The sequence below is a fragment of the Lutibacter sp. genome (assembly GCF_041555395.1).
GTDB lineage: Bacteria > Bacteroidota > Bacteroidia > Flavobacteriales > Flavobacteriaceae > Lutibacter.
Genome location: NZ_JBFFKM010000015.1, coordinates 25,179 through 46,169 on the forward strand (window position 1 = coordinate 25,179; position 20,991 = coordinate 46,169).

A 20,991-nucleotide genomic window follows, 5' to 3' on the forward strand; every position below is an offset into this window, starting at 1 on the left:
AATATTAAAAATGCGGTCAACAGTTGATTTTTTTTACAACTTCAGCAACACGCTTCCCATATAATTTCTTCCTGGAGAACTAATGGAAGAGGCAAACTCTTTGAAGTGGACATCAAATATATTGTCAATTCTGAATGATATTGAGACCTTATCTGAAAACTGATAATTCGTGTTTAAATTTAAGGTACTCCATTTTGGCGTTCCATAATAATTTCCAGTTTCAGCAATAAAAGGCGTTTGTTCTATATTGTCAATGCCTTCTTCCAAATTATAATCATTTAATTTTTTCGCAGCATTAAATCGGTAATTTAAACCTGTTTGGAATTTGTTAAAATTGTAGCTAACTTCCAAATTTCCAAATAGCGGCGGAATGGAAGATAGCGGTAATTTTTTGTCGTAACTTCTTCCTTTTGTGTATGTTACCGACCCGTTGCTTTTAAAATGATTGGCTATTGTTCCCTGAAAACTGAAAGTTCCACCTGTAATATAAGCATTCTTATTGTTGATATTTGCCATTGTTGTAGCCATTACACCATCATATCCTAAAGTTTTTTCGCCGTTCATTTCAAAAGTACCACGAGCAATATAATTATGCAGTAAGGTATAGTAAACATTGGCGCTAACTAAAAAATTTTTTTCGTTGAAATAACGCATTATACCAAGTTCAGAATTATAAACATATTCTGGTTTTAAGTAGATATTTGGAACTGTAACCTGGCCGTTTTTATAGCGAATTTTTCCAATGTCATCAATATTTGGCGAGCGAAATCCTGATGAAACCAGGGTGCTAATCTGCCAATTGGCAGATGGTTTGTAAACATAGCCAGCGGTAGCCGATACCGCCTTATTATCCGTGTAAATATCCATATCCGGTAGGGTGATAAAGGTATCATCTACCCAAAGTGCCTTTAAAAAAGTGGATGTAAATCTTATTCCTGTATTTAACGTTGATTTGCTACTAAGATCTTGACGATAGTTTGTATATAATGCAGCGCTTGAATATTGGCTTCCGCCATCGGGATAACGTGACTGGATTACAAAATCATTTGTAAAGCCGTTAATCTCATTACCGTTAACCGCTATTTTTCTGCCAATTGCATTGGAACTTACATCATTGTGCGTAAATTCAAATCCGTAAGAAAGATTCCTGTTTTTTGCTTTGTTTAATGGAACCGTAAAATCGCCGTTTAAACTATAAACATCAACATTTTCGTAACGATAGTATCGGTCTAAACTATTCATTCGTCGTTCAATACGCGATTCTTCAATTTGTTGAAATGCAAAAACCAAACTGCCTTTTTCCAACCACGAATAATCCGGATTAATGTGTAAATAGGTGGATGCTAAAAATCGATTTTGCGGACCATAATAGGCTTCTGCATATCGCAATTTTCCACTGGAAACCTCCGCTAAATTATCAAAATTAGGAATGTCAGAAGATGTTGAGTATTGAAAGTTAAAGGAAATATCAGTCTTTTTATTGAGCGGTACATAAAATTTTTGCAGTAAGTCCAATTGGTTGTATCCCGTGTTTTTTTGTAAATTCGGATTGGAATTTGGCACGCCAACGGGGTTGTAAAATGTATTTGTATTGTTGGAATACTGATACACCTTTCCCCAATTGTCAAATCCGTGATTTCGGGTTTTCCCCATTTTTAAATCGCCAAAATCTGAATATGAAACTGCGGTAAAGGATGCCCATTTACTAAAACCCAGCTCCAAATCTAAATGCATCGTTTTTTCGTCATTTACGGAACTAAACCTTGATGAAATTGAAGTATTTACCGTATTTTCTTTATTTATTTCAGGTATTTTGGTGAAATAATTGATTACACCTCCCAAAGCATCCGAGCCATAAATTACAGAAGAAGGTCCATAAATAATTTCGGTGCGTTCTAAAACAGTTGGAGATACGGTAATCGAATTTTGAAGATGTCCGGTTCTATAAATCGCGTTATTCATACGGACACCATCAACTACCAAAAGAACCCTATTCGCTTCCATTCCTCTAATAACCGGGCTTCCTCCTCCCATTTGGGTTTTTTGCACTTTTATTCCCGGCAGGTTTGCCAACAGATCGGCTGAAGTTTGGGGTGCAATTTTTTTGATGTCTTCCCTTGATGTAATTGAAATTGTTTCGGCAATTCTGCTCCGAGTTTCCTTTCCTCTTGATGCTGATAACACAACTTCATCCAATAGCTCCGATCTATTGGTTAATTTAACTTTAAAGTTAATTATGCCCAGCTCCTTTTTTAGGATTTCAAATTCAATAAAAGCCAAATGGTTGAATGAAATGACATCAGTATCTTTAAAAGCTGATAAATCGGCAATTCCGTGTTTATTGGAATAAACAACCAAGTCCCTGTTGTCATTGTAAATGGTAACATTTTGTATTGGGAAACCTGTTTCCCTATCAAGAACCTTAACCTCTTGTGATTTTGCTGATAGTGTAATTAAAAAAAGTAATAATAATACAAAAAATCTCATAATTAAATAAAAACAGCTTTTAAAACAGTTAATGATTTTGGCTTTTTAAAGCCACTCAGGTGCAATTCGAAATATTGAATTAAAATTGATAATATCGCTTGCCTGTTCGCGGCACTAAAATCAACCTCATGCAACACATCAAAATTTATGCCTAATAGCTTCTTAAACTGCACTAAGTTTTCACCCGAAACTGCATTAAATTTATTCTGGTTTGTAAAATTTCCTTCAATCAAATCAAAATAAGATGTATTAACCGCTTTCATTTCAGGATAAAACCCTAAAAATTTGGTTAAATTCAATAAAAAAAGCAAATGAAAATTTGAGCAGTTGTCATGGGTTTCCAACCACAAAAAGGACGTTTCCAGATATTGATAAAGTTGGCTATTTTGTTCTTCTTCTCGTATAGAAAAATACACTATTTCCGCCAAAAATAAAGCTATTGTCTGTTTTTTTATTGTGGAATAAATGGAATGGTTAAAGTTAAGCACTTCAACATCTTTAATAAAATTTAAGGCCCCTTTGTTATTATGATTTGCCGTTAGATTAAGGACCATTAAAGGCTGAAAATAGGCCAGTTTTACATTCGACTTTTTTGATGTTAAAATACCTTTAAGCATATACGTTTTTATGCCATAATTTTCGGTGTAACAAGTTGCAATTAAACTTGTATCCCCATATTTTATGGAATTAATGACTATTGCCTTTGTGTTTTGAATCATAACTAATTAATCATGCCAATTTCTATTATGGTAGTTTCTTATTTGTTATTTTATTTTGATTGCAAAAAGATAATTAATCATAGCCACCATATTCCGCAATAAGTTTGTTTTATTCAAAGTTATTTTTGCGTCAATTTTTTATTGATTTTCCCTTTGATATTTCAGACACTAATTTTTTGAGTTACTGCTAAAATTCTCATGCAGTAATATAGCGTAAATGTATTCCATTTCCGAGCATCAATATGAATAAATTTATTATTTTTTGTTGAAGAAAATAACGAAGTGCTGAGTCGTTCTAAAAATTTGAAGAGTAATCAATAATTAAAATTTTATGCAAAAAAAAACCTTAAACATTATAATATATAAATATATTTATAATGTTTAAGGAATAAATAAATCAACCCCAAAGACTTATTTAATGTTTTTAGTGTAAAGTGCCAAAACCCCTCTTGACATTAATACAATTCAAAGATAGCATTGATACCCGTTACTTTTTACAAAACTTTGCAAATACGCCTAAAAAATATACAAATGGTAAGTTTTTAACAACAAATGGTTTTTTACAATGTTTAAATTGTATGCTTTTAATAAAAAACATGTTACTTATTTATATTCAAATACCTAATTACCTTGAAGCGTCATTTGTTCCATCCTTTTTTAAAACTACATTTTTAATGCCAATTATAACTAAATTAAATCATATTGATTCAATAGGGAAGTTTACAAAGTTTATCCTAAGCTAAAGGAAAACTTATGGTAACTTGAGTGCCTGTTTCTGCGCCAACAGAAATATCCTTGGTTTCAATATGAACACCTTTATTTTGGTGCAAAATTTTAATTCTGTTTTCTGTCGCTTCTGTCCCAAAAAATCTGCGTTTCTGTGTTATTTGGTTTATTTCCTTGGCTTTATTGATACCAATGCCATTGTCGCGAATTACACATACCACATTGCTTTGATCCTTTTTTATGCTTAATTGAATCTTTTTATTTTTCTCATTCTCTTTTTTCATGATTCCATGCCAAATCGCGTTTTCAATAAAAGGCTGTAAAAATAGCGTAGGTACTTTTATTTTTTCTAAATCTAGGTTTTTGTCCACATTTACAATATAATCAAAACCTCCATTTACACGCATCTGCTCTAATTTAACGTATAATAATAAAACGTCTAATTCTTCTGAAAGTGTTGATGTTGGGCTTGATGAACTGTTTAGAATAACTCGCACAAGCTTAGAAAACTTTGTGATATAATCCGATGCTTTTTCTATGTCATTTTTTAACACGAAATTATTAATTGAATTTAAGGAATTAAACAAAAAGTGAGGATTCATCTGACTTTGCAAAGCCGTCATTTTAAGTTCCTCCATTTCTTTTAATTTTACAGCCAATTTAACTTCTGCATTTTTACTTTTTTGCTCAATTCTCTTAATAATCAATCCAAGAAGAATTGAAAATATGATACTTTGCAGCAAAGCGCCCAGATAAACAAAGAACATTGGCTGAACGCCGTTATTTATAAAAAAATCGGATCCAACAAATACTTCCAGAAAACTCACATTGGCCAAAACAACGTAAATTAAAGAACCAACAACAAAATATAAGGAGAAATTATCGTTAATTCGGGTAAGTATAATATAATAAGAAATGAGGGTAAATATTGTTAAAGCGGGCACAATTGCAGTAAAGGCTTTTACTTGAAAGTCATAGCCTAAAAAGAATTGAATAAGAATGAATATGGGTGCCAATAAAACCAAAACTTTAATTTCAATCTCAAAATACTTATCCCATTTAATTAAATGAGATCTTGTATCCAACAAATCCCTCGCAAAAGCCACATAAGCGGCATATGCTAAAAATTGAATTGAAAAATTGGCATAGTTGAAAAAAGGCTTGAATTCTACAGAAATAACGTGTTGCAATAAATAAATAGTTAATGCCAATAAATATAGACTGTAGTACAAATACAGTTTGTTTTTATTTTGAAAAAAAATTAGAAAGTGGTAAAGAAATAAGACGAAAAGCCCACCTCTTATCCAGGAATATATTTCAGCATTAAAATCTAAAAGCATTAGCTATCAAGGTATAATCTTTTAAACAATTCAATTTTTCTGTTTCTGCTAATACTCGCTGTTAAACCGTTGGTCATTATAAGTTCCCCTCCTAACCCTTTAAGGTATTCCTTAACGTGATTTAAATTTACTAAATATGAATTATGAACTCTAAAAAATTCAGGGAACATAAATTTTTTCTCCACTTCTTTAAGTGTTTTCGAAACTACAATTTGCTGCTCCGACTTTAAAAAAATTGTGGTGTAGCTTTTATCAGATTTCAACATGACAACATCATCTTTGTCCAATAAGTAAACTTTGCCATCTGCAGAAATATTAATTTTATCAGAATTTTCATTAATATTGTTCAACAATAATTGTAGTTTATTTTCCAATAAATCTCCTTTCTTGGATTTTTTAATTTTATCCATTGCTGCCAATAATTCATCCTTATCAACAGGTTTTAATAAATAGTCAATTGCCGAAACTTTAATTGCTTTTAATGCAAATTCATCATGGGCAGTTGTGAAAATAAGATTAAAGTCTCTGTTTTCTAACTTTTCAATCATGGTAAAACCATCCATCTCCGGCATTTGTATGTCTAAAAAAACCACATCTGGTTTTTCATTATTGATGATATCTATGGCTTTTATTGGTGAATTGCATGTTTTAACTTCCACATTTTCAATGTAGTTGTTTAATTTCCATTCTAATGCTTCTAAAGCATCATTTTCGTCATCAACTAGTAAAATTTGTAGCATGGTTAATGGGTTGACTTTGGTTAAATTTGTATGCAAGATACAACTTTTGAATATATGTTCAAAAAGTTGCGATTTTTTTATTTTTTTACTTAATCTCGAACTTATTCGCAGGATTAATTAAAAAGAATAATCTTGAGTTCCACTCATTTTGGACTTAGGTTTTTATAACCATTTTTGCAATAAAATCTTAGAATTAATAAGGGTGCTATTTTTTAATAGGTAAAACATAAAAAAACACGGCGATAAAATGAGAAAAACTTCCCAATAACACAAAAATATGGAAAACGGCATGGTTATATTTTATTTTTTTTATACTGTATAAAATTGCGCCAACAGTATAAAAAATGCCTCCGGATAACAACCACATTAACCCTTCAGAAGAAAAATTTGTTACAAGCGGTTTTACTGCAAATATAATTAACCATCCCATTAAAACATAGGCGAAAGTAGAGATTTTATCATATTTTCCGGTAAAGAAGAGTTTTAACACAACGCCAACAATTGCCAATCCCCAAGAAACTCCAAAAATGGTCCACCCAACCCAGCCATTTAAAACAACCAAAGTAAAAGGCGTATAGGTTCCTGCGATTAAAACATAAATTGCCGAATGATCAAAAATATTCAATCTGTGACGCAGTTTCGGATTTTGGGAATAATGGTAAAAAGTTGATGCCGAGTATAATAAAATTAAGCTTGCGCCATAAATACTAAAACTCACAATGTGCCAGCCACTTCCATTTAAACTTGAATATATTACCAATAAAACGAAGGCCACAATACTTAAAACCAATCCAATTGCATGAGAAATTACATTGAATTTTTCCTCTTTCGGTTCGTAAAAGGTTATTTTATTTAGCTTCATTTCGAATCAAGTAAATGGTAAATTTAAGTACTTATTTTCAATTGTTTCATATCACTTATCAACTCATTATGAATGATATTAAAAGTTTGTTTTTTTAATGAATTACTTTCTTTTAAAGTTAATCCTTCGGTTTTAATAATTGAATGAATTTTAACACGTAATTTTCCGGGACTTCCGCTAAAAAAAGTATAGGAAAATAGTTGTTTACAATTGTACATCGTAATAGGAACAATAGGAATTTGATATTCAATTGCCAGTCTAAATGCACCATTTTTAAAATCGCTTAGCACCACACTTTCATCACTAGGAACTAACCCTTCAGGGAAAATACAAATATCGAGACCATCGTCTAATCTTAATCTGGCTTTATCAAAAACAGCATTTCTGCTTTTTGAATCACTTCTGTCGACTATAATGCAGGTTCTCTTATAAAAAAATCCAAAAATTGGTATTTTTGTTAACTCGATTTTTCCCACAAAAACAAACGGATTCTTTGTAATTGCCAGCAAAACGAAAACATCAATCATAGAAGTGTGATTTGGGCAAAACATGAAACTTTTTTCTCTTTTCAAAAATTCTTCTTCTTCCGATTCTATTTTGAAGCCCATAACAAATAGCAGGGTTTTAGCCCATGCTCTTGCAATTTTAAAAAAAGCAGGATAGAATTTTTCCGACGAGGTAACAATTAGTAATACCGGAAACACCGGAATTATACTCAACAATAACCAAGCATAAAACCAGATACGCCAAATAAGAATAAAAAAATATCTAAAAAATTTCATATGTTTTCATTTTATTTTTTGCGGTAACATATGCTGTTCGTCATTTATAATTATTTTACGATTCAAAATTTGGAATGCTCGATTCATCAGCTCCAAAAATAGTAATTTAAATTCTATTCTTATTTTCTTTTTGAAATATGTATTTTTGCTGCTAAAATTTGAAATAAATGTCAAGAATTTTAACAGGGGTTCAAAGTACCGGAACACCACATTTAGGAAATTTATTAGGGGCAATTATACCTGCAATTAATATGGCAAACGATGCCAACAACGATTCGTTTTTATTTATAGCCGATTTGCATTCATTAACGCAGATTAAAAATGGAGAAGAATTGCGCCGAAATACCTATAGCACAGCCGCAACATGGCTTGCTTTTGGTTTGGATGTTAACAAAACCGTATTCTATCGTCAAAGCGATATTCCTGAAGTGACTGAACTTTCTTGGTATTTAAGTTGTTTTTTTCCATACCAACGCTTAACCCTGGCACATGGTTTTAAAGATAAAGCAGACCGGTTGGAAGATGTGAATGCTGGTTTATTTTCTTATCCAATGTTGATGGCTGCCGATATTTTATTGTATGATGCAGAAATTGTCCCTGTTGGGAAAGATCAATTGCAGCATTTAGAAATGACTCGTGATGTTGCCAATAGATTCAATCATCAAATGGGTGAAACTCTGGTTCCGCCGGAAGCAAAAATACAGGAAGGCACGATGTACGTTCCAGGAACAGATGGCGGAAAAATGAGCAAATCAAGCGGGAATATCATCAATTTATTTTTGCCGGATAAGGAATTGCGCAAACAAATCATGAAAATTCAAACAGATTCCACACCACTTGAAGATCCTAAAAATCCTGATATCTGTAATTTATTTGCTTTGTATAAATTAATCGCTACACAGTCGCAAATCACTGAAATGAGGTCGAATTATGAAGGCGGAAATTACGGCTACGGAACCGCCAAACAATCTTTTTATGAATTGTTGGTTACTAAATATGCTGTTGAAAGAGAACGCTACAACTATTATATCACTCATTTGGAAGAAGTGGATAAAGCTTTAGAAATTGGCGCCGAAAAAGCACGAAAAGTCGCTTTTGAAGTATTAAAAAGAGTTAGAGAAAAATTGGGGTATTAATAATTTGTATAGGTATGAACGCTTGTAGTTGCAACTGGCAAATAATTTACGCCAAACCAACAAACCAATAATACCACAAAAGCCAATGCTAAAATTGTAAGTGCCTGTTTTGTTTTGTGCATATGAAAATTTCGATAATGGATATATATTAAATAGCCCATCCATGTTAAAAATGCCCAAACTTCTTTAGGATCCCAGGTCCAATAATGCCCCCAAGCTTCTTTTGCCCAAAGTGCTCCAAAAAGTAACCCTAAAGTTAAGAAAGCGAAACCTATATAAACTAAGTTATCTGCCAGTTTTAAGGTTTCAGTATTAAAATTTCCCTTATAACTATCCCACCAACCTTTTATAGCAACTATGCTTGATGCTGCTAATACTGCATATGAAAATAAATAAACCAACACGTGTGGAATAAACCACGGACTTTGCAACGCGGGCATTAAGGTTTTTGAATACGTTTCTGGGTTTAAATAGTTAATTGTAAGAAACATTCCTGCCATTGCAATACTATATGCTAAAAACCATTTGTATTTCCATCGGATATAAGTTACAAAACCAATAAGGGGTAAGAATGTGGCGTACCATAAACGAGTTTCACCCAAGGTTCGCATTGGCGGTCTGTCCAATTCCATCCACAATTTAACTACAAAAACAATTAAAGCTAGCCAACCAAGTACAAACAATATGTTTGCAAATTTAAAAAGAGGTTGTTTTTTATATAAAATCAATAAAAAGAGCAGTCCTAATACCCAAAGAATAGCAGTAATTGAACTGTATAAAGGAAAATCTATCCAAGTCATTTCTATTGATTTTTAGTTATTTTATTTCCCATCCAAAACATATAAATAGCGCCTGCAATCATCATAAATATTCCAATATATATAACAGGTAACCACGGATCTCTTACAAGTTCTAAAACGCTTAAATCACTCCACTTCCCCATTTTATCATCGTAGCTTAGCTGGTAAATTTCCCAACCTTTGTAGTTGAATGGTTTGTTTACTTCTAAAACAGTACTGATACGTTCTCCTTCTTTAGTTAAAATATCAATATCTGAACTAAATTTTTTTACTTCAGGAATGGTCATTACTACAGAATAATCCTCACTAATTTTTAGTGATTCATAAGGATATCTGAAACTTCCACTGCTAATCCAACCTGTTTGGGTAGCATCGGTTGCTATATTTTTGACTGATATTTTTGCCGCTGGGGGTGAACCTATTTCGTTTACCGTTTCATAACGCATTCCAAAACGGATCGCATTTGGTAAAAAGTCATCAATTTTAACTTCAAAATTCTTAAAAAAGTAAGTTTCTCCTTTTTCAACCAAATACAAATTCTTCCCATCATTATGAGCAATACTTCCTGTTTTATTATCAACCAACGCCAATTTCGGATTGTATTCATCAATTAAAAAATCTTTTAAGTAAAAAGCAAAAGGTAATTCAACTTCATTTTTTTGAGCATCTGTAGCTACCCAACTTGGTTCGTTTTCATACACATTTATTGACAAACGCTGTAAATCTCCAGTTCCTAAAATCCCTGCTGTTAATGCTAAAAATAATCCAACATGATTTAAAATAAACCCAAAGTTAGACCATTTGAATTGAAGGATTCTTTTGATTGAAATTAAACCTAAACATGTTAAAAATTGAAACAGAATTAATAGAAAAGCCCAATTACTTGTAATGTGATTCAAGCCTAAGTTATTAATAAGATCATTTTGTGAAGAAACCTGAGGAATAATTCCCATAATCATCACCATTAAAGTAACTAAAGCAATGCTTGAAATTGATGCTGGAACTTTAGTTAGCCATCTAATAATTTGACTATTTGAAAACCATTTGAACAACACAAATAACAGCAATATATAACCTACTAAAAAAATAACATTGTAAGGATATGAAATCGTAAAAGTATTTTTAGAAGTGGAAAACACTTCTAAAAAAAGGCCTGTTATAATTAAACCAAACCCTATAAAAAAAGATTCAACGTAACCCCAGGGGTTTTCCCAAAGATTACGTTGAATTTTGTTATTATTATCACTCATATTAATTAGTAGTTGGTAGTTTGTATCTTGTAGCGGGTAAAAGTTATTTCACTTAATACTTGATAGTAATTGTAATTTACAATTTACAATTTAATTAAACTTTTGTATTTAAAACTATTCGTTCAAAGTATCGTAAAAAATTTAAATACTTGATACTTGTTACCTGATACTTTAATTAATATTTAGCTTCTCTTTCTTTGGCGGCTGCTTCCCATTTTGGCAACAACTCTTTTTTGAATGTGGCTTTTTCTGCTTTTAATTTTTCCATATCCAGGCCTATAAACTTTTGAGCTGCTTCTTTTGTTTCAATTGCCGGATAAGGAACGTCACCCTTAAAGCCTAATTCCATTAACAATTTAGCTAATTTAATTCTGGTTTCTTGTGTAATATCAATTCCTGTTCCAACAACTCTACCTAATTCAACCGGTGCGTGAAAAGAGCCTCCGTGCGATGCTGCTGCATAATCCCAACGCCATTGTCCGTAACGAATACCTTGTAAAATAGCTGCCATTTGAGCTTCAGTTGCCCCTAACTCCCAACATTTACCAGCTTCAACATGTGCACGCACTAATAAACGTTCTAATTGATCACGATTTTCAATAATACGATCTTGATTATCAAACACATTTTTAATTAACTCTTCTTTTTCTTCTCTATGACAAACCTGACAAGAGTTCGCAACGTTGTTTAAAGGAGATTGGATATGGTGATCTGTAAATTTTTGTCCACCTTCCGTTTTGTAAGGCATATGGCAGTCTGCACAAGACACGCCTCTTTTCCCGTGAATACCCATTTTATAAACTTCGTAACCTGGGTGTTGTGCTTTTAACATAGGTGCTTTACTTATGGAATGTACCCAATCTACATGACCGATTCTGTCGTAATATCTTTCCATATCTTCAACCGTTTGTCCATCATCCCAAGGAAAAACTAAATAAGGAATCCCTTCCTTTTCAGGTAAATTTTTGTTGAAGTAATATTCAACGTGACATTGTGCACAAACCAAAGAACGCATATCATTATGTGAAGACTTCGTAATGTCTTTTCCTTGACGTTCAAAAGCCTCTATTAAAGCTGGTTGTGTAATTGTTAATTTCATCGATTTTTCGTCGTGACAGTTTGCGCAACCAATTGGATTTACAATTTGTTCTCCTTTGCTCGCCCATTTTCCTTTGTAATAATCGTCTACACCAATTTCATTCATTAAACGAGGTACATCTGGAGATTTACAAGTCCAGCAAGTTGAAGGCATTGGCCCGTCATCAGGTCCTGTTGGACCACCGGTACGTAATGTGTTTCTTACATCATCAATAGCATATACGTGACCACGACCTTGATTGTAATCTTTTGAAAAACCATATCCTGCCCAAAGTACCACTAAGCGAGGATCTACATCTAACATATCGATCATAGCATTTCCATTATACTTTGATTGAAAAGAAGTGTCTGCTGTTTTATAATAGGATTGAAATTCTCTTGGGAAATTTTCACCCCAAATTTCATTTCTAGGTTCTAATTTATTAATATTTGCAAGTGGAGTGTATGCAAATTTCGCTTCCATTTTACGCGTTGTTATTGAAGAAACTAACAGTCCTAACAAAAACACTACTACTAAGGATGCTAAAAATAACACCCAGTTTTTCCAAGGTTTTCTTTCTGTACTCATTTTATTTATCTTTTTTATTGTCTGATTCTTTTAAATATTTACTTAGCCATTCTGGTACTGTTTCTTGATGCTCCTCATCAATTTTTCCATAGTACTTTACCGAAGATAAACTATGGATACTTCCATGTGGAACTTCTTTATGACAGTCCCAACATTTACGCGTAGTTCTGTTCTCTTTATGATCTTCAACCGTTGCGGATAATTGCCCATCTGTTACTTGATTTTCATGGCATCTAATGCAATTACTTTGCACTACTTCAACTCCAGCCTCTTTCATTCTAATTACTTCAGGCTCTCCACGTGTTATAAATACAGAGGCATGGTACAAACCATCCTTTGCTTTAAATGCGTATTTTTTGAAAAAATTTTCTTGTGGTACATGACAATCGTTACAACTAGCCCATTCTCTATGAGAACTATTTTGCCAAGTTGTATATTGAGGCGTCATTACATGGCAATTTGCACAAGTTTTAGGGTCGTCTGATAAATACGATACAGCTTTAGATTCGATAAGCGCATACAATGTAAGTCCAGTCATAGCACCCATTAAAATTAGCACTGGTAAGCGCCATTCAGGTGGTGGAATTAATTTTTTAAAAATGCTCATAATCTTGAATTAAGAATTCTATTATTTCGATGTAAACAATGTTGGTTTGATTGTAATCATTAACCAAGCCCAGTTATTTCTATTTCCGTCTGAATTGTTTTTAATCACTTTTAATCCTTCTGAAGCAAACATTTGAGAATATCCAGCTCCTATGGTAACATCTTTATTTAGTTTATGTGAATATACTAAATCAATTTCAGTTCCCAAATGTTTTTCAACATCTTGTGCAATATCAGCTTGTGCTAAAAAGTTATGTACAAAAGCTGTTAAACTAGATTTTTCTCCTAATTTAGTTCCAATTTTAGCATAAATATCAACCAACCCAACACTGTTTGCGTGGTTTCCAACATAGAAATAATCCATAAAACCATTGAATTTATGATTAGTTCCATAAAAAGGTGTAAAAGCTTTGTTTTCAGAAGCATCACCATCGTAACCATTTCCTGATTGAATTTCTAAACCTAGACCTAAATTAAATATTTCTGAAGCTTTATACCCTAGGTCTAATCCAACTAAATAGGCGTTTAAATCATTATTTACAACATCTTTACCCGCTTGTAAATAAGCATTTGCACTGAAGCTTAATACATTACTAGCTTTGTATTTTAAATGAGTTCCGTAAGTTTGACTGTAACGAATTTTTTCTGCATCAATATTTTGTAAACCGTTATTTAGTACTAAAAAACTTGCGTTAAAGTTACTCCAGTCTTTATGGAACCAAGCATATTGCATTGCTTTGTAATTACCTGAAATTGTATACAAGTCGCCAAATAAAGCTTCTGTTTCTTGGTTATAAGCAATCCCTAAATCTAATTTGTAGTTTCCATTTCCGAATTCAAAAATTGCGGCATCATGGCTGCGTGCCTGCTGTGTCCAGCCAACATTTCCAAATATACGGTGGTCATCATAAATTATTTCCTGACGACCTAATTTTGCAGAAAAGTTAGGGCTGAATTTTATTTTTCCCCAAGCTTCGTGAATAGCTATTCCGTTTTTATCAGAAGTGTTTAGTTGTGCAACATCTCCCCAAACCCTAACATCTTGAAAACTAATAAAAAAAGTGTAATCTTCCGAGATAAATTGGGTGTTTAAACGTGTGCGTTGAGATACAAATAAGGCTGCATCTGCCCTGTCTGCTGTTAATGTTTTGTATCCGTTTCTGTATTCTGCACGTGGTCTTAATTCACCACTAATTGTTACCTGGGCAAAACTTTGTACTGCTACTAATGTTAAAATAATAAGTAATAAATTCTTAATTTTCATGTTCTTTAGATTGAATTAATGTATCTGTAATAATTGTTACAAAATAACAATATGATTCAAAATAAAAAAATGATTTATGTCAGGTAATAAGGTGCTTTTATCTTTTTTGTTTACCCAATAAACATTGTTTATTTAGATGGTTTTTTAAGGTGCCGGATTTGGTTGTAAATCTTGAATTTTATCTATTTTTTCAATTGATTCTTTTGAAAGTTCTACTTGAATACTTTTTATATTTTCTTTAAGTTGTTCCATTGTTGTAGCGCCAATAATATTTGAGGTTACAAATGGTTGCTGATTTACAAAGGCCAATGCAAATTGCGCCAGACTAATATTTAATTCGTTGGCCAATTCCAAATATTTTTCTGTGAGCAAATAGGATTGTATGTTGCTGTAGCGTGAATAATTTGAAAATAATTTTAACCGTGATCCCTCCGGCATATTACCATTTAAATATTTTCCTGATAACATTCCGAATCCCAAAGGTGAATAAGCCAATAAGCCAACATTTTCTCGTTGAGAAACTTCTGCCAAATTAATTTCAAAAGTTCTATTTAATAATGAGTATGGATTTTGAATGGTTTTACAACGCGTTTTTTTATTGATTTTGCTTTCTTCTAAATGACGCATCAATCCCCAGGAAGTTTCATTTGAAACCCCATAGTGGCGAATTTTTCCATCTTTCACAAATCCGTCCAAAACTTCTATAACTTCTTTAAAATTGTCTGCCCATTTTTCATTTGCATCATGTTTGTAATTTCGTTTTCCAAAAAAATTGGTATTTCTTTCAGGCCAGTGCAATTGGTAAAGATCTACGTAGTCGGTTTGTAATCGGACTAAACTTTTTTCTAAAGCTTCTTGAAGAACCTGTTTAGAAAAACCTAAATTTTCTCTTATATACTTAAAATAATCATTAGGACCAACTACTTTGGAGGCTACAACTAATTCTTCTCTTTTTTGATTTTTTAGCCAAGTACCAATAAATCGCTCAGTGCTTCCCTGCGTTTCTTTTCTTCCGGGTATTGAATACATTTCGGCAGTGTCAATAAAATTTATTCCATTTTCTACGGCATAATTCAATTGCTCATGAGCATCACTTTCAGTATTTTGTTGTCCGAAGGTCATGGTTCCCAAACAAATTTTACTCACTTTAATGTTGGTATTTGGCAGCGTAGTGTATTTCATTTTTTTGTTGAATTGTTGAAACGTTTATTTGTTTAATCGTTTAATTAAAAATCGAATTCAAATGTATAAATAATTATACATTTGAATTTTTAAATGTTAAATGAAAAATTTGAATTATTTTTAGTTTAGAAATAAAATAAGAATAGCCTAAGCTCCGATTCCATTTTATGACGACCAATGAAAAAAAAGAAACGAATTTTGAATGTTTAATTGGTATTAATCCTTCAAAGTTGGTGGATAACAATAAAAAACCATTTTCATTATACATGAAAATGGTTCTCAAAAATTTTGTGTTTGAAAATTTGATGAATAAACATTTCAAAAAATCAACAGTTCAACATTACTTTAAAATAGCTTCAATGCCCGGCAATGTTTTTCCTTCTAAACTCTCTAACATAGCTCCACCGCCAGTAGAAACATAACTTACTTTGTCTTCAAAACCAAATTGTTTAACAGCCGCAACAGAATCTCCGCCACCAATTAAAGAAAAAGCACCTTTTTTTGTGGCTTCAGCAATAGAATTTCCTAAAGCAATTGTTCCTTTGGAAAAATTTTCCATTTCAAAAACCCCTAAAGGTCCGTTCCAAAGTATTGTTTTAGATTCCATGACTACTTTATGGAAAATTTCTCTCGATTTTGGTCCTGCATCTAAACCTTGCCATCCATCAGGAATTTTATTAATATCACATATTTGTGTATTTGTATCATTGCTGAAATCATTTGCGGCAATTACATCAACAGGTATATGAACCTGAACACCTTTTTCTTTTGCTTTCTTTAAAATTTCAAGTGCCAATTCCATTTTATCATCTTCACAAATTGAATCTCCAACTTTTCCTCCAAGTGCTTTAACAAAGGTAAAACTCATTCCTCCACCTAAAATTAAATGATCTACTTTATCTAAAATATTTTCAATTATAGTTATTTTTGAAGACACTTTTGCGCCTCCCAAAATTGCAAGTACAGGTTTTTCACTATCTTCCAATACCTTTTTTATGCTGATAATTTCTTGAGCCAGTAAACTTCCGAAACATTTATTTTTAGGAAAGAATTTAGCCACAATTGTGGTGGAAGCATGGGCTCTGTGAGCTGTTCCAAATGCATCATTCACATATACGTCACCGAGATTTGAAAGCTGTTTTGCAAATACCTCATCTCCTTTTTCTTCTTCCACATGAAAGCGCAGGTTTTCAAGCAATAAAACTTCTCCAATTTTTAAATCCGCTGAAGATTTTTCCGCTACTTCCCCTACGCAATCTGAAACAAATTTCACGGGAACACCAAGTATTTCAGAAACTTCGTCAACAATATGTTTTAAGGAATATTTAGCTTCAATACCTTTTGGCCTACCCAAATGCGACATTAAAATAACAGCCCCGCCATCTTTTAAAATTTTATCAATTGTTGGTTTTGCGGCCTCAATTCTTGTAGCATCAGTAACATTATAATTTTCGTCTAACGGCACGTTAAAATCAACACGGATTAGTGCTTTTTTACCCTTAAAATTAATGTCTTGAATCGTTTTCATCTTAAAAAAATATTTAGGTTACAAATATAAGTCAATTTGCCTTGAAGAATTTAGTTTTTTACGAAACCGATTTCATTGCAGAAAGTCGGAAGTCGGAAGTCGGAAGTTGAAAAGCTAAAAAAGAAACTTAAATGCAAAGAACGCTAAGCGTTTATAAATCACTTTATTTTCTAACTACTTAAGATTTTTTCTTTGCTGAAAAAGTTTTACTTTCGCTTCAATGGAATTTTCAAAAATTTTAGGACAAACGCATTTGAAAAATCACTTGATGAAATCTACCGATAATGGCAGAATTTCTCATGCCCAACTATTTATTGGCAAAGAAGGCACCGGAACTTTGCCGATTGCCATTGCTTATGCTCAATATATTTTGTGCAAGGGTAGTAATGACGTGGAATCATGCAATTTGAGATGTTCAAAATTAATGCATCCCGATTTACATTTTGCTTTTCCGGTGGCAACAAATGACGTGGTAAAAAGCAAGCCTGTCAGTAATTTATTTTTGGAGGAATGGAGAAGTTTTGTGGCTTTGAATCTGTATGGAAATTTATTTGAATGGCTGCAATCGATTGGTGTCGAAAATAAACAAGGGCAAATTGGCGTTGATGAGGCCGAAGAAATTGTAAAAGCGTTAAAACTGAAATCTTACGAAGGCGGTTTTAAAATTATGATTATATGGATGGCTGAAAAAATGAATACTTCCGCAGCAAATAAATTATTGAAACTGCTCGAAGAACCTCCCGAAAAAACGGTTTTTATTTTGGTAGCTGAAAACGAAGAGCAAATTATTTCAACCATAAAATCGCGCTGTCAGGTATTACGTTTTCCTTTATTGTCGGAAAATGATATTGTAAATGGCTTAATTGAAATAGAAGGAACCGACCCGCCAATTGCAAAACAAATTGCCATTCAGGCTGATGGTGATTTCAATAAAGCGCTGCATTTATTGCACAACGACACTTCTGATGAACAATTTGAGCAATGGTTTATCACATGGGTAAGAGCAGCATTTAAGGCAAAAGGAAATGCTGCAGTTATTCAATTGTTAATTGAATGGAGCGATACCATTTCAAAAACCGGAAGGGAAACCCAGAAACGATTTTTAAATTATTGCCTGCAATTTTTCAGACAAGCGTTGTTGCTGAATTACAATGCGGAATCGCTGGTGTTTTTACAACCGAAAACGCCAAATTTTAATCTGGAGAATTTTGCGCCTTTTGTACACAGCGGTAATATTATAGAAATTGACAAAGAATTAAATGAGGCCATTTACCACATAGAAAGAAATGGAAACGCTAAAATAATTTTACTTGATTTGTCCATAAAATTAACCCGACTTTTACATATAAAAGAAGAATAACCAATCACATTCTATTATGTCTATATTCAACAATCACTCCGCTGAAATTTTGGTTTTGCTGTTCCTAATCATCACTTTTTTACAATCGGGAATCGATAAATTAACCGATTGGAAAGGAAATGTTGATTTTATCACCAGTCATTTTAAAAATTCCCCGCTTCAAAAAATGGTCCCGCTATTGTTGATGACTGTGTTAATTTTTGAAGTTTCAGCAGGTATTTTAATGATCTTTGGAGGTTATTATCTTCTTACAGAAAGCACTTCAACAGTAGCTAAAATTGGGCTGGAATTAGCCGCCATTACTTTGCTCATGTTATTAATAGGACAGCGTTTGGCTAAAGATTATGCTGGTGCAATGTCTATTACCGTTTATTTTATTTTAACTATTTTAGGACTCTATTTGTTAAATTAAAACTTCAAAAATGAAAATATTGGGAATAGGTTCTCGAATTAATCACGAGGAATTCGGTTTGGGCGTAGTAACCAACGTGAGCACAAAAGATTATTGGGTTACTTTTATTGAAAACGGACTGGAAACAATCGCGATTGAAAGCAAATTTGAAATTATTGAATGTGTTGAAAATGAGGTTGATACCGTTAGTTTTTACGATATTGAAACTACCTTGAAAAATTTGCTAAAACAATGGTCAGATATTTCTGAAGATGTTCATATTGGCGACAAATGGAAAGGTGGGAAATTAATTATGGAACCGAAAGACCCAAAATTGGCCAGCAAAGAAATTCCAATCGATACTTTTTTTCATAAAATTGTGATGGTAAGAGACCGGCTGAGAGTGATGGAACAAAAAATAAATTCGAGTAAATTAGATGATTTGGATAAAGTTGATTTGCAACAATACATCACCCGAATTTATGGAAGTTTAACCACCTTCAACATTTTGTTTAAAATTAAAGAACAGCAATTTGAAGGTTCAAAATCAGAATAATACCATTTAAAATAAAAAAAGCCGGTCTGAAATAATTTCAGACCGGCTTTCTCTTTTTAAATTTAAACTATATTATACCTTGATCAAGCATAGCATCGGCAACTTTTATAAAGCCGGCTATATTCGCTCCTTTAACATAGTTGATATATCCATCTTGCTCCGTTCCATATTTAGAACAAGCGGTATGAATTGAAGACATAATTTGATGCAATTTTGCATCCACCTCTTCAGCAGTCCAGTTTAATTTCATGGCATTTTGTGACATCTCTAAACCAGATACACCTACGCCTCCTGCATTTGCAGCCTTACCCGGAGCAAATGGCAATCTGTGTTTATGAAACAAATCAACAGCTTCTGGAGTACAACCCATGTTGGACACCTCAACAATATATTTTACGCCATTTTCAACTAATAATTTAGCGTCCTCCCCATCCAATTCATTTTGGATTGCACTAGGCATTGCAATATCGCAAGCAACTTCCCAAGGTTTTTTACCTGCAACAAATTTAGCTTCCGGAAATGCTTCTGCATAAGGAGAAACAATATCATTATTTGACGCTCTAAGCATCAATAAATAATCAATTTTTTCTGCATTTAAACCATTCTCATCGTAAATATATCCATCAGGTCCAGAAATGGTAATCACTTTACCACCAAGTTCTAAAACTTTTAAAGCAACACCCCATGCAACATTACCAAAACCTGAAACAGAAACCGTTTTACCTTTAAAAGTATCGTTTTGAGTTTCTAACATTTGTTTTGTAAAATAAGTTGCACCAAAACCTGTTGCTTCAGGTCTTATTAAACTTCCTCCCCAATTTAAACCTTTACCCGTGAAAACACCAGTATTTTCAAACTGTAATTTTTTATACATTCCATACATAAAGCCTATCTCTCTGCCTCCTGTTCCAATATCTCCAGCAGGAACATCCTGGCTAGGGCCAATGATACGCCATAACTCTAACATAAAGGCCTGACAAAAACGCATAATTTCTGCATCTGATTTTCCTTTAGGATTAAAATCGGATCCTCCTTTACCGCCACCCATAGGTAAAGTAGTCAATGCATTTTTAAATATTTGCTCAAATCCTAAAAATTTAAGAATACTTAAGTTTACACTTGGATGAAGGCGAATTCCTCCTTTATATGGCCCAATAGCATTGTTAAATTGTACTCTGTATCCTAAATTAATCTGAACATTTCCTTCATCATCTACCCAGCAAATTCTAAAACTTAAAATACGATCAGGTTCAACCAATCGTTCAATAATTTTAGCTGCTTCATACTGAGGGTTTTCATCATAAATTGTTTGAATAGACTCTAACACCTCATGAACAGCCTGTAAGTACTCCTTTTCACCCGGATGTTTGGTTTCAAGGTTTGTCAATATATTTTTTACATTCATAATAATATAATTTAAACGTATATGAAATTTATTAAATATTTAAATAATCAGGTGCAAAATTACAGATATTATATTAATTTTTAATTAAAAAAGAACCAATTATTATTTATTTTCGCATTTTTCTCAAACGTTTTCGTTAAAGAAAAACAAACAGCGTAAATAAGACCCTTTTTATACTTAAAAAAACAACT

The 20,991-nt window shown here is 32.6% G+C and carries 18 protein-coding genes; 4 read left to right on the plus strand and 14 right to left on the minus strand.

Annotated elements, in window-relative coordinates; genetic code table 11:
- Positions 1-33: 33 nt before the first annotated feature.
- The 6 genes from ABY285_RS05190 to ABY285_RS05215 form a co-directional block, all read right to left on the minus strand.
- Positions 34-2,487 carry a TonB-dependent receptor plug domain-containing protein gene (locus tag ABY285_RS05190; RefSeq protein WP_372767731.1) on the minus strand — a complete coding sequence of 818 codons (2,454 nt, stop codon included), beginning with the start codon at positions 2,485-2,487 and terminating at the stop codon, positions 34-36.
- A gap of 2 nt (positions 2,488-2,489) precedes the next feature.
- Positions 2,490-3,206: a DNA repair protein RecO gene (gene recO, locus ABY285_RS05195; protein ID WP_372767733.1), complete on the minus strand. Its 717-nt coding sequence runs from the start codon at positions 3,204-3,206 to the stop codon at positions 2,490-2,492.
- A 734-nt stretch (positions 3,207-3,940) separates the two neighbouring features.
- On the minus strand, positions 3,941-5,272 hold the full coding sequence (locus ABY285_RS05200; RefSeq protein WP_372767735.1) for a sensor histidine kinase: 1,332 nt from the start codon (positions 5,270-5,272) through the stop codon (positions 3,941-3,943).
- The gene (locus ABY285_RS05205) at positions 5,272-6,012 is read right to left on the minus strand and encodes a LytR/AlgR family response regulator transcription factor (protein ID WP_372767737.1); all 741 of its coding nucleotides are present in this window, start codon (positions 6,010-6,012) and stop codon (positions 5,272-5,274) included. The genes ABY285_RS05200 and ABY285_RS05205 overlap by 1 nt, the downstream gene beginning before the upstream one ends.
- 205 nt (positions 6,013-6,217) lie before the next feature.
- Positions 6,218-6,874, minus strand: a complete 657-nt coding sequence (locus ABY285_RS05210; protein ID WP_372767739.1) for a hemolysin III family protein — start codon at positions 6,872-6,874, stop codon at positions 6,218-6,220.
- A 23-nt stretch (positions 6,875-6,897) separates the two neighbouring features.
- The gene (locus ABY285_RS05215) at positions 6,898-7,656 is read right to left on the minus strand and encodes a lysophospholipid acyltransferase family protein (RefSeq protein ID WP_372767741.1); all 759 of its coding nucleotides are present in this window, start codon (positions 7,654-7,656) and stop codon (positions 6,898-6,900) included.
- 167 nt (positions 7,657-7,823) lie between these two features.
- Here ABY285_RS05215 and trpS point away from each other — a divergent pair, with 167 nt between their 5' ends.
- Entirely contained in the window at positions 7,824-8,792 is a 969-nt protein-coding gene (gene trpS, locus ABY285_RS05220; protein WP_372767743.1) for a tryptophan--tRNA ligase, read from the plus strand.
- On the opposite strand, the gene ABY285_RS05225 is transcribed toward trpS, so the two are convergent.
- From ABY285_RS05225 to pgk, 7 genes are all read right to left on the minus strand, one after another.
- Positions 8,789-9,592: a cytochrome c biogenesis protein gene (locus tag ABY285_RS05225; RefSeq protein ID WP_372767745.1), complete on the minus strand. Its 804-nt coding sequence runs from the start codon at positions 9,590-9,592 to the stop codon at positions 8,789-8,791. The two genes, trpS and ABY285_RS05225, sit on opposite strands and share 4 nt — an antisense overlap.
- Before the next feature lie 2 nt (positions 9,593-9,594).
- Positions 9,595-10,842, minus strand: coding sequence for a cytochrome c biogenesis protein ResB (locus ABY285_RS05230; protein ID WP_372767748.1), 1,248 nt, complete (start codon positions 10,840-10,842; stop codon positions 9,595-9,597).
- Positions 10,843-11,017: 175 nt separating this feature from the next.
- Positions 11,018-12,508 carry an ammonia-forming cytochrome c nitrite reductase gene (gene nrfA / locus ABY285_RS05235; RefSeq protein ID WP_372767750.1) on the minus strand — a complete coding sequence of 497 codons (1,491 nt, stop codon included), beginning with the start codon at positions 12,506-12,508 and terminating at the stop codon, positions 11,018-11,020.
- A gap of 1 nt (position 12,509) precedes the next feature.
- Positions 12,510-13,115, minus strand: a complete 606-nt coding sequence (nrfH, locus tag ABY285_RS05240) for a cytochrome c nitrite reductase small subunit (protein ID WP_372767752.1) — start codon at positions 13,113-13,115, stop codon at positions 12,510-12,512.
- 21 nt (positions 13,116-13,136) lie between these two features.
- Complete coding sequence (locus tag ABY285_RS05245; protein ID WP_372767754.1) at positions 13,137-14,378, minus strand: alginate export family protein; 1,242 nt, start codon at positions 14,376-14,378, stop codon at positions 13,137-13,139.
- Positions 14,379-14,522: 144 nt separating this feature from the next.
- On the minus strand, positions 14,523-15,560 hold the full coding sequence (locus tag ABY285_RS05250; protein WP_372767757.1) for an NADP(H)-dependent aldo-keto reductase: 1,038 nt from the start codon (positions 15,558-15,560) through the stop codon (positions 14,523-14,525).
- Positions 15,561-15,900: 340 nt separating this feature from the next.
- A complete protein-coding gene (gene pgk, locus ABY285_RS05255) occupies positions 15,901-17,088 on the minus strand; it encodes a phosphoglycerate kinase (RefSeq protein WP_372767759.1) in 1,188 nt (395 codons plus the stop codon).
- Positions 17,089-17,308: 220 nt separating this feature from the next.
- Here pgk and ABY285_RS05260 point away from each other — a divergent pair, with 220 nt between their 5' ends.
- The 3 genes from ABY285_RS05260 to ABY285_RS05270 are packed head-to-tail and all read left to right on the plus strand — an operon-like array spanning position 17,309 to position 19,395.
- Positions 17,309-18,448 (plus strand): ATP-binding protein, encoded by a 1,140-nt coding sequence (locus tag ABY285_RS05260; protein WP_372767761.1) that lies wholly within the window; start codon positions 17,309-17,311, stop codon positions 18,446-18,448.
- Between the two features lie 16 nt (positions 18,449-18,464).
- The gene (locus ABY285_RS05265; protein ID WP_372767763.1) at positions 18,465-18,860 is read left to right on the plus strand and encodes a DoxX family membrane protein; all 396 of its coding nucleotides are present in this window, start codon (positions 18,465-18,467) and stop codon (positions 18,858-18,860) included.
- 10 nt (positions 18,861-18,870) lie between these two features.
- Positions 18,871-19,395: a hypothetical protein gene (locus ABY285_RS05270; RefSeq protein WP_372767765.1), complete on the plus strand. Its 525-nt coding sequence runs from the start codon at positions 18,871-18,873 to the stop codon at positions 19,393-19,395.
- A 67-nt stretch (positions 19,396-19,462) separates the two neighbouring features.
- Here ABY285_RS05270 and gdhA read toward each other — a convergent pair whose 3' ends face one another.
- The gene (gene gdhA / locus ABY285_RS05275) at positions 19,463-20,800 is read right to left on the minus strand and encodes an NADP-specific glutamate dehydrogenase (RefSeq protein ID WP_372767767.1); all 1,338 of its coding nucleotides are present in this window, start codon (positions 20,798-20,800) and stop codon (positions 19,463-19,465) included.
- Positions 20,801-20,991: the final 191 nt, after the last annotated feature.

What these genes read in the sequence shown, in the direction of transcription:
- ABY285_RS05250 (WP_372767757.1), bottom strand. Translation starts at nt 15,560, where the DNA reads ATGAAATACACTACGCTGCCAAATACCAACATTAAAGTGAGTAAAATT.
- ABY285_RS05190 (WP_372767731.1), bottom strand. Translation starts at nt 2,487, where the DNA reads ATGAGATTTTTTGTATTATTATTACTTTTTTTAATTACACTATCAGCA.
- ABY285_RS05215 (WP_372767741.1), bottom strand. Translation starts at nt 7,656, where the DNA reads ATGAAATTTTTTAGATATTTTTTTATTCTTATTTGGCGTATCTGGTTT.
- ABY285_RS05200 (WP_372767735.1), bottom strand. Translation starts at nt 5,272, where the DNA reads ATGCTTTTAGATTTTAATGCTGAAATATATTCCTGGATAAGAGGTGGG.
- ABY285_RS05225 (WP_372767745.1), bottom strand. Translation starts at nt 9,592, where the DNA reads ATGACTTGGATAGATTTTCCTTTATACAGTTCAATTACTGCTATTCTT.
- nrfA (WP_372767750.1), bottom strand. Translation starts at nt 12,508, where the DNA reads ATGAGTACAGAAAGAAAACCTTGGAAAAACTGGGTGTTATTTTTAGCA.
- ABY285_RS05210 (WP_372767739.1), bottom strand. Translation starts at nt 6,874, where the DNA reads ATGAAGCTAAATAAAATAACCTTTTACGAACCGAAAGAGGAAAAATTC.
- ABY285_RS05260 (WP_372767761.1), top strand. Translation starts at nt 17,309, where the DNA reads ATGGAATTTTCAAAAATTTTAGGACAAACGCATTTGAAAAATCACTTG.
- ABY285_RS05270 (WP_372767765.1), top strand. Translation starts at nt 18,871, where the DNA reads ATGAAAATATTGGGAATAGGTTCTCGAATTAATCACGAGGAATTCGGT.
- ABY285_RS05245 (WP_372767754.1), bottom strand. Translation starts at nt 14,378, where the DNA reads ATGAAAATTAAGAATTTATTACTTATTATTTTAACATTAGTAGCAGTA.
- ABY285_RS05230 (WP_372767748.1), bottom strand. Translation starts at nt 10,842, where the DNA reads ATGAGTGATAATAATAACAAAATTCAACGTAATCTTTGGGAAAACCCC.
- nrfH (WP_372767752.1), bottom strand. Translation starts at nt 13,115, where the DNA reads ATGAGCATTTTTAAAAAATTAATTCCACCACCTGAATGGCGCTTACCA.
- gdhA (WP_372767767.1), bottom strand. Translation starts at nt 20,800, where the DNA reads ATGAATGTAAAAAATATATTGACAAACCTTGAAACCAAACATCCGGGT.
- trpS (WP_372767743.1), top strand. Translation starts at nt 7,824, where the DNA reads ATGTCAAGAATTTTAACAGGGGTTCAAAGTACCGGAACACCACATTTA.
- pgk (WP_372767759.1), bottom strand. Translation starts at nt 17,088, where the DNA reads ATGAAAACGATTCAAGACATTAATTTTAAGGGTAAAAAAGCACTAATC.
- recO (WP_372767733.1), bottom strand. Translation starts at nt 3,206, where the DNA reads ATGATTCAAAACACAAAGGCAATAGTCATTAATTCCATAAAATATGGG.
- ABY285_RS05205 (WP_372767737.1), bottom strand. Translation starts at nt 6,012, where the DNA reads ATGCTACAAATTTTACTAGTTGATGACGAAAATGATGCTTTAGAAGCA.
- ABY285_RS05265 (WP_372767763.1), top strand. Translation starts at nt 18,465, where the DNA reads ATGTCTATATTCAACAATCACTCCGCTGAAATTTTGGTTTTGCTGTTC.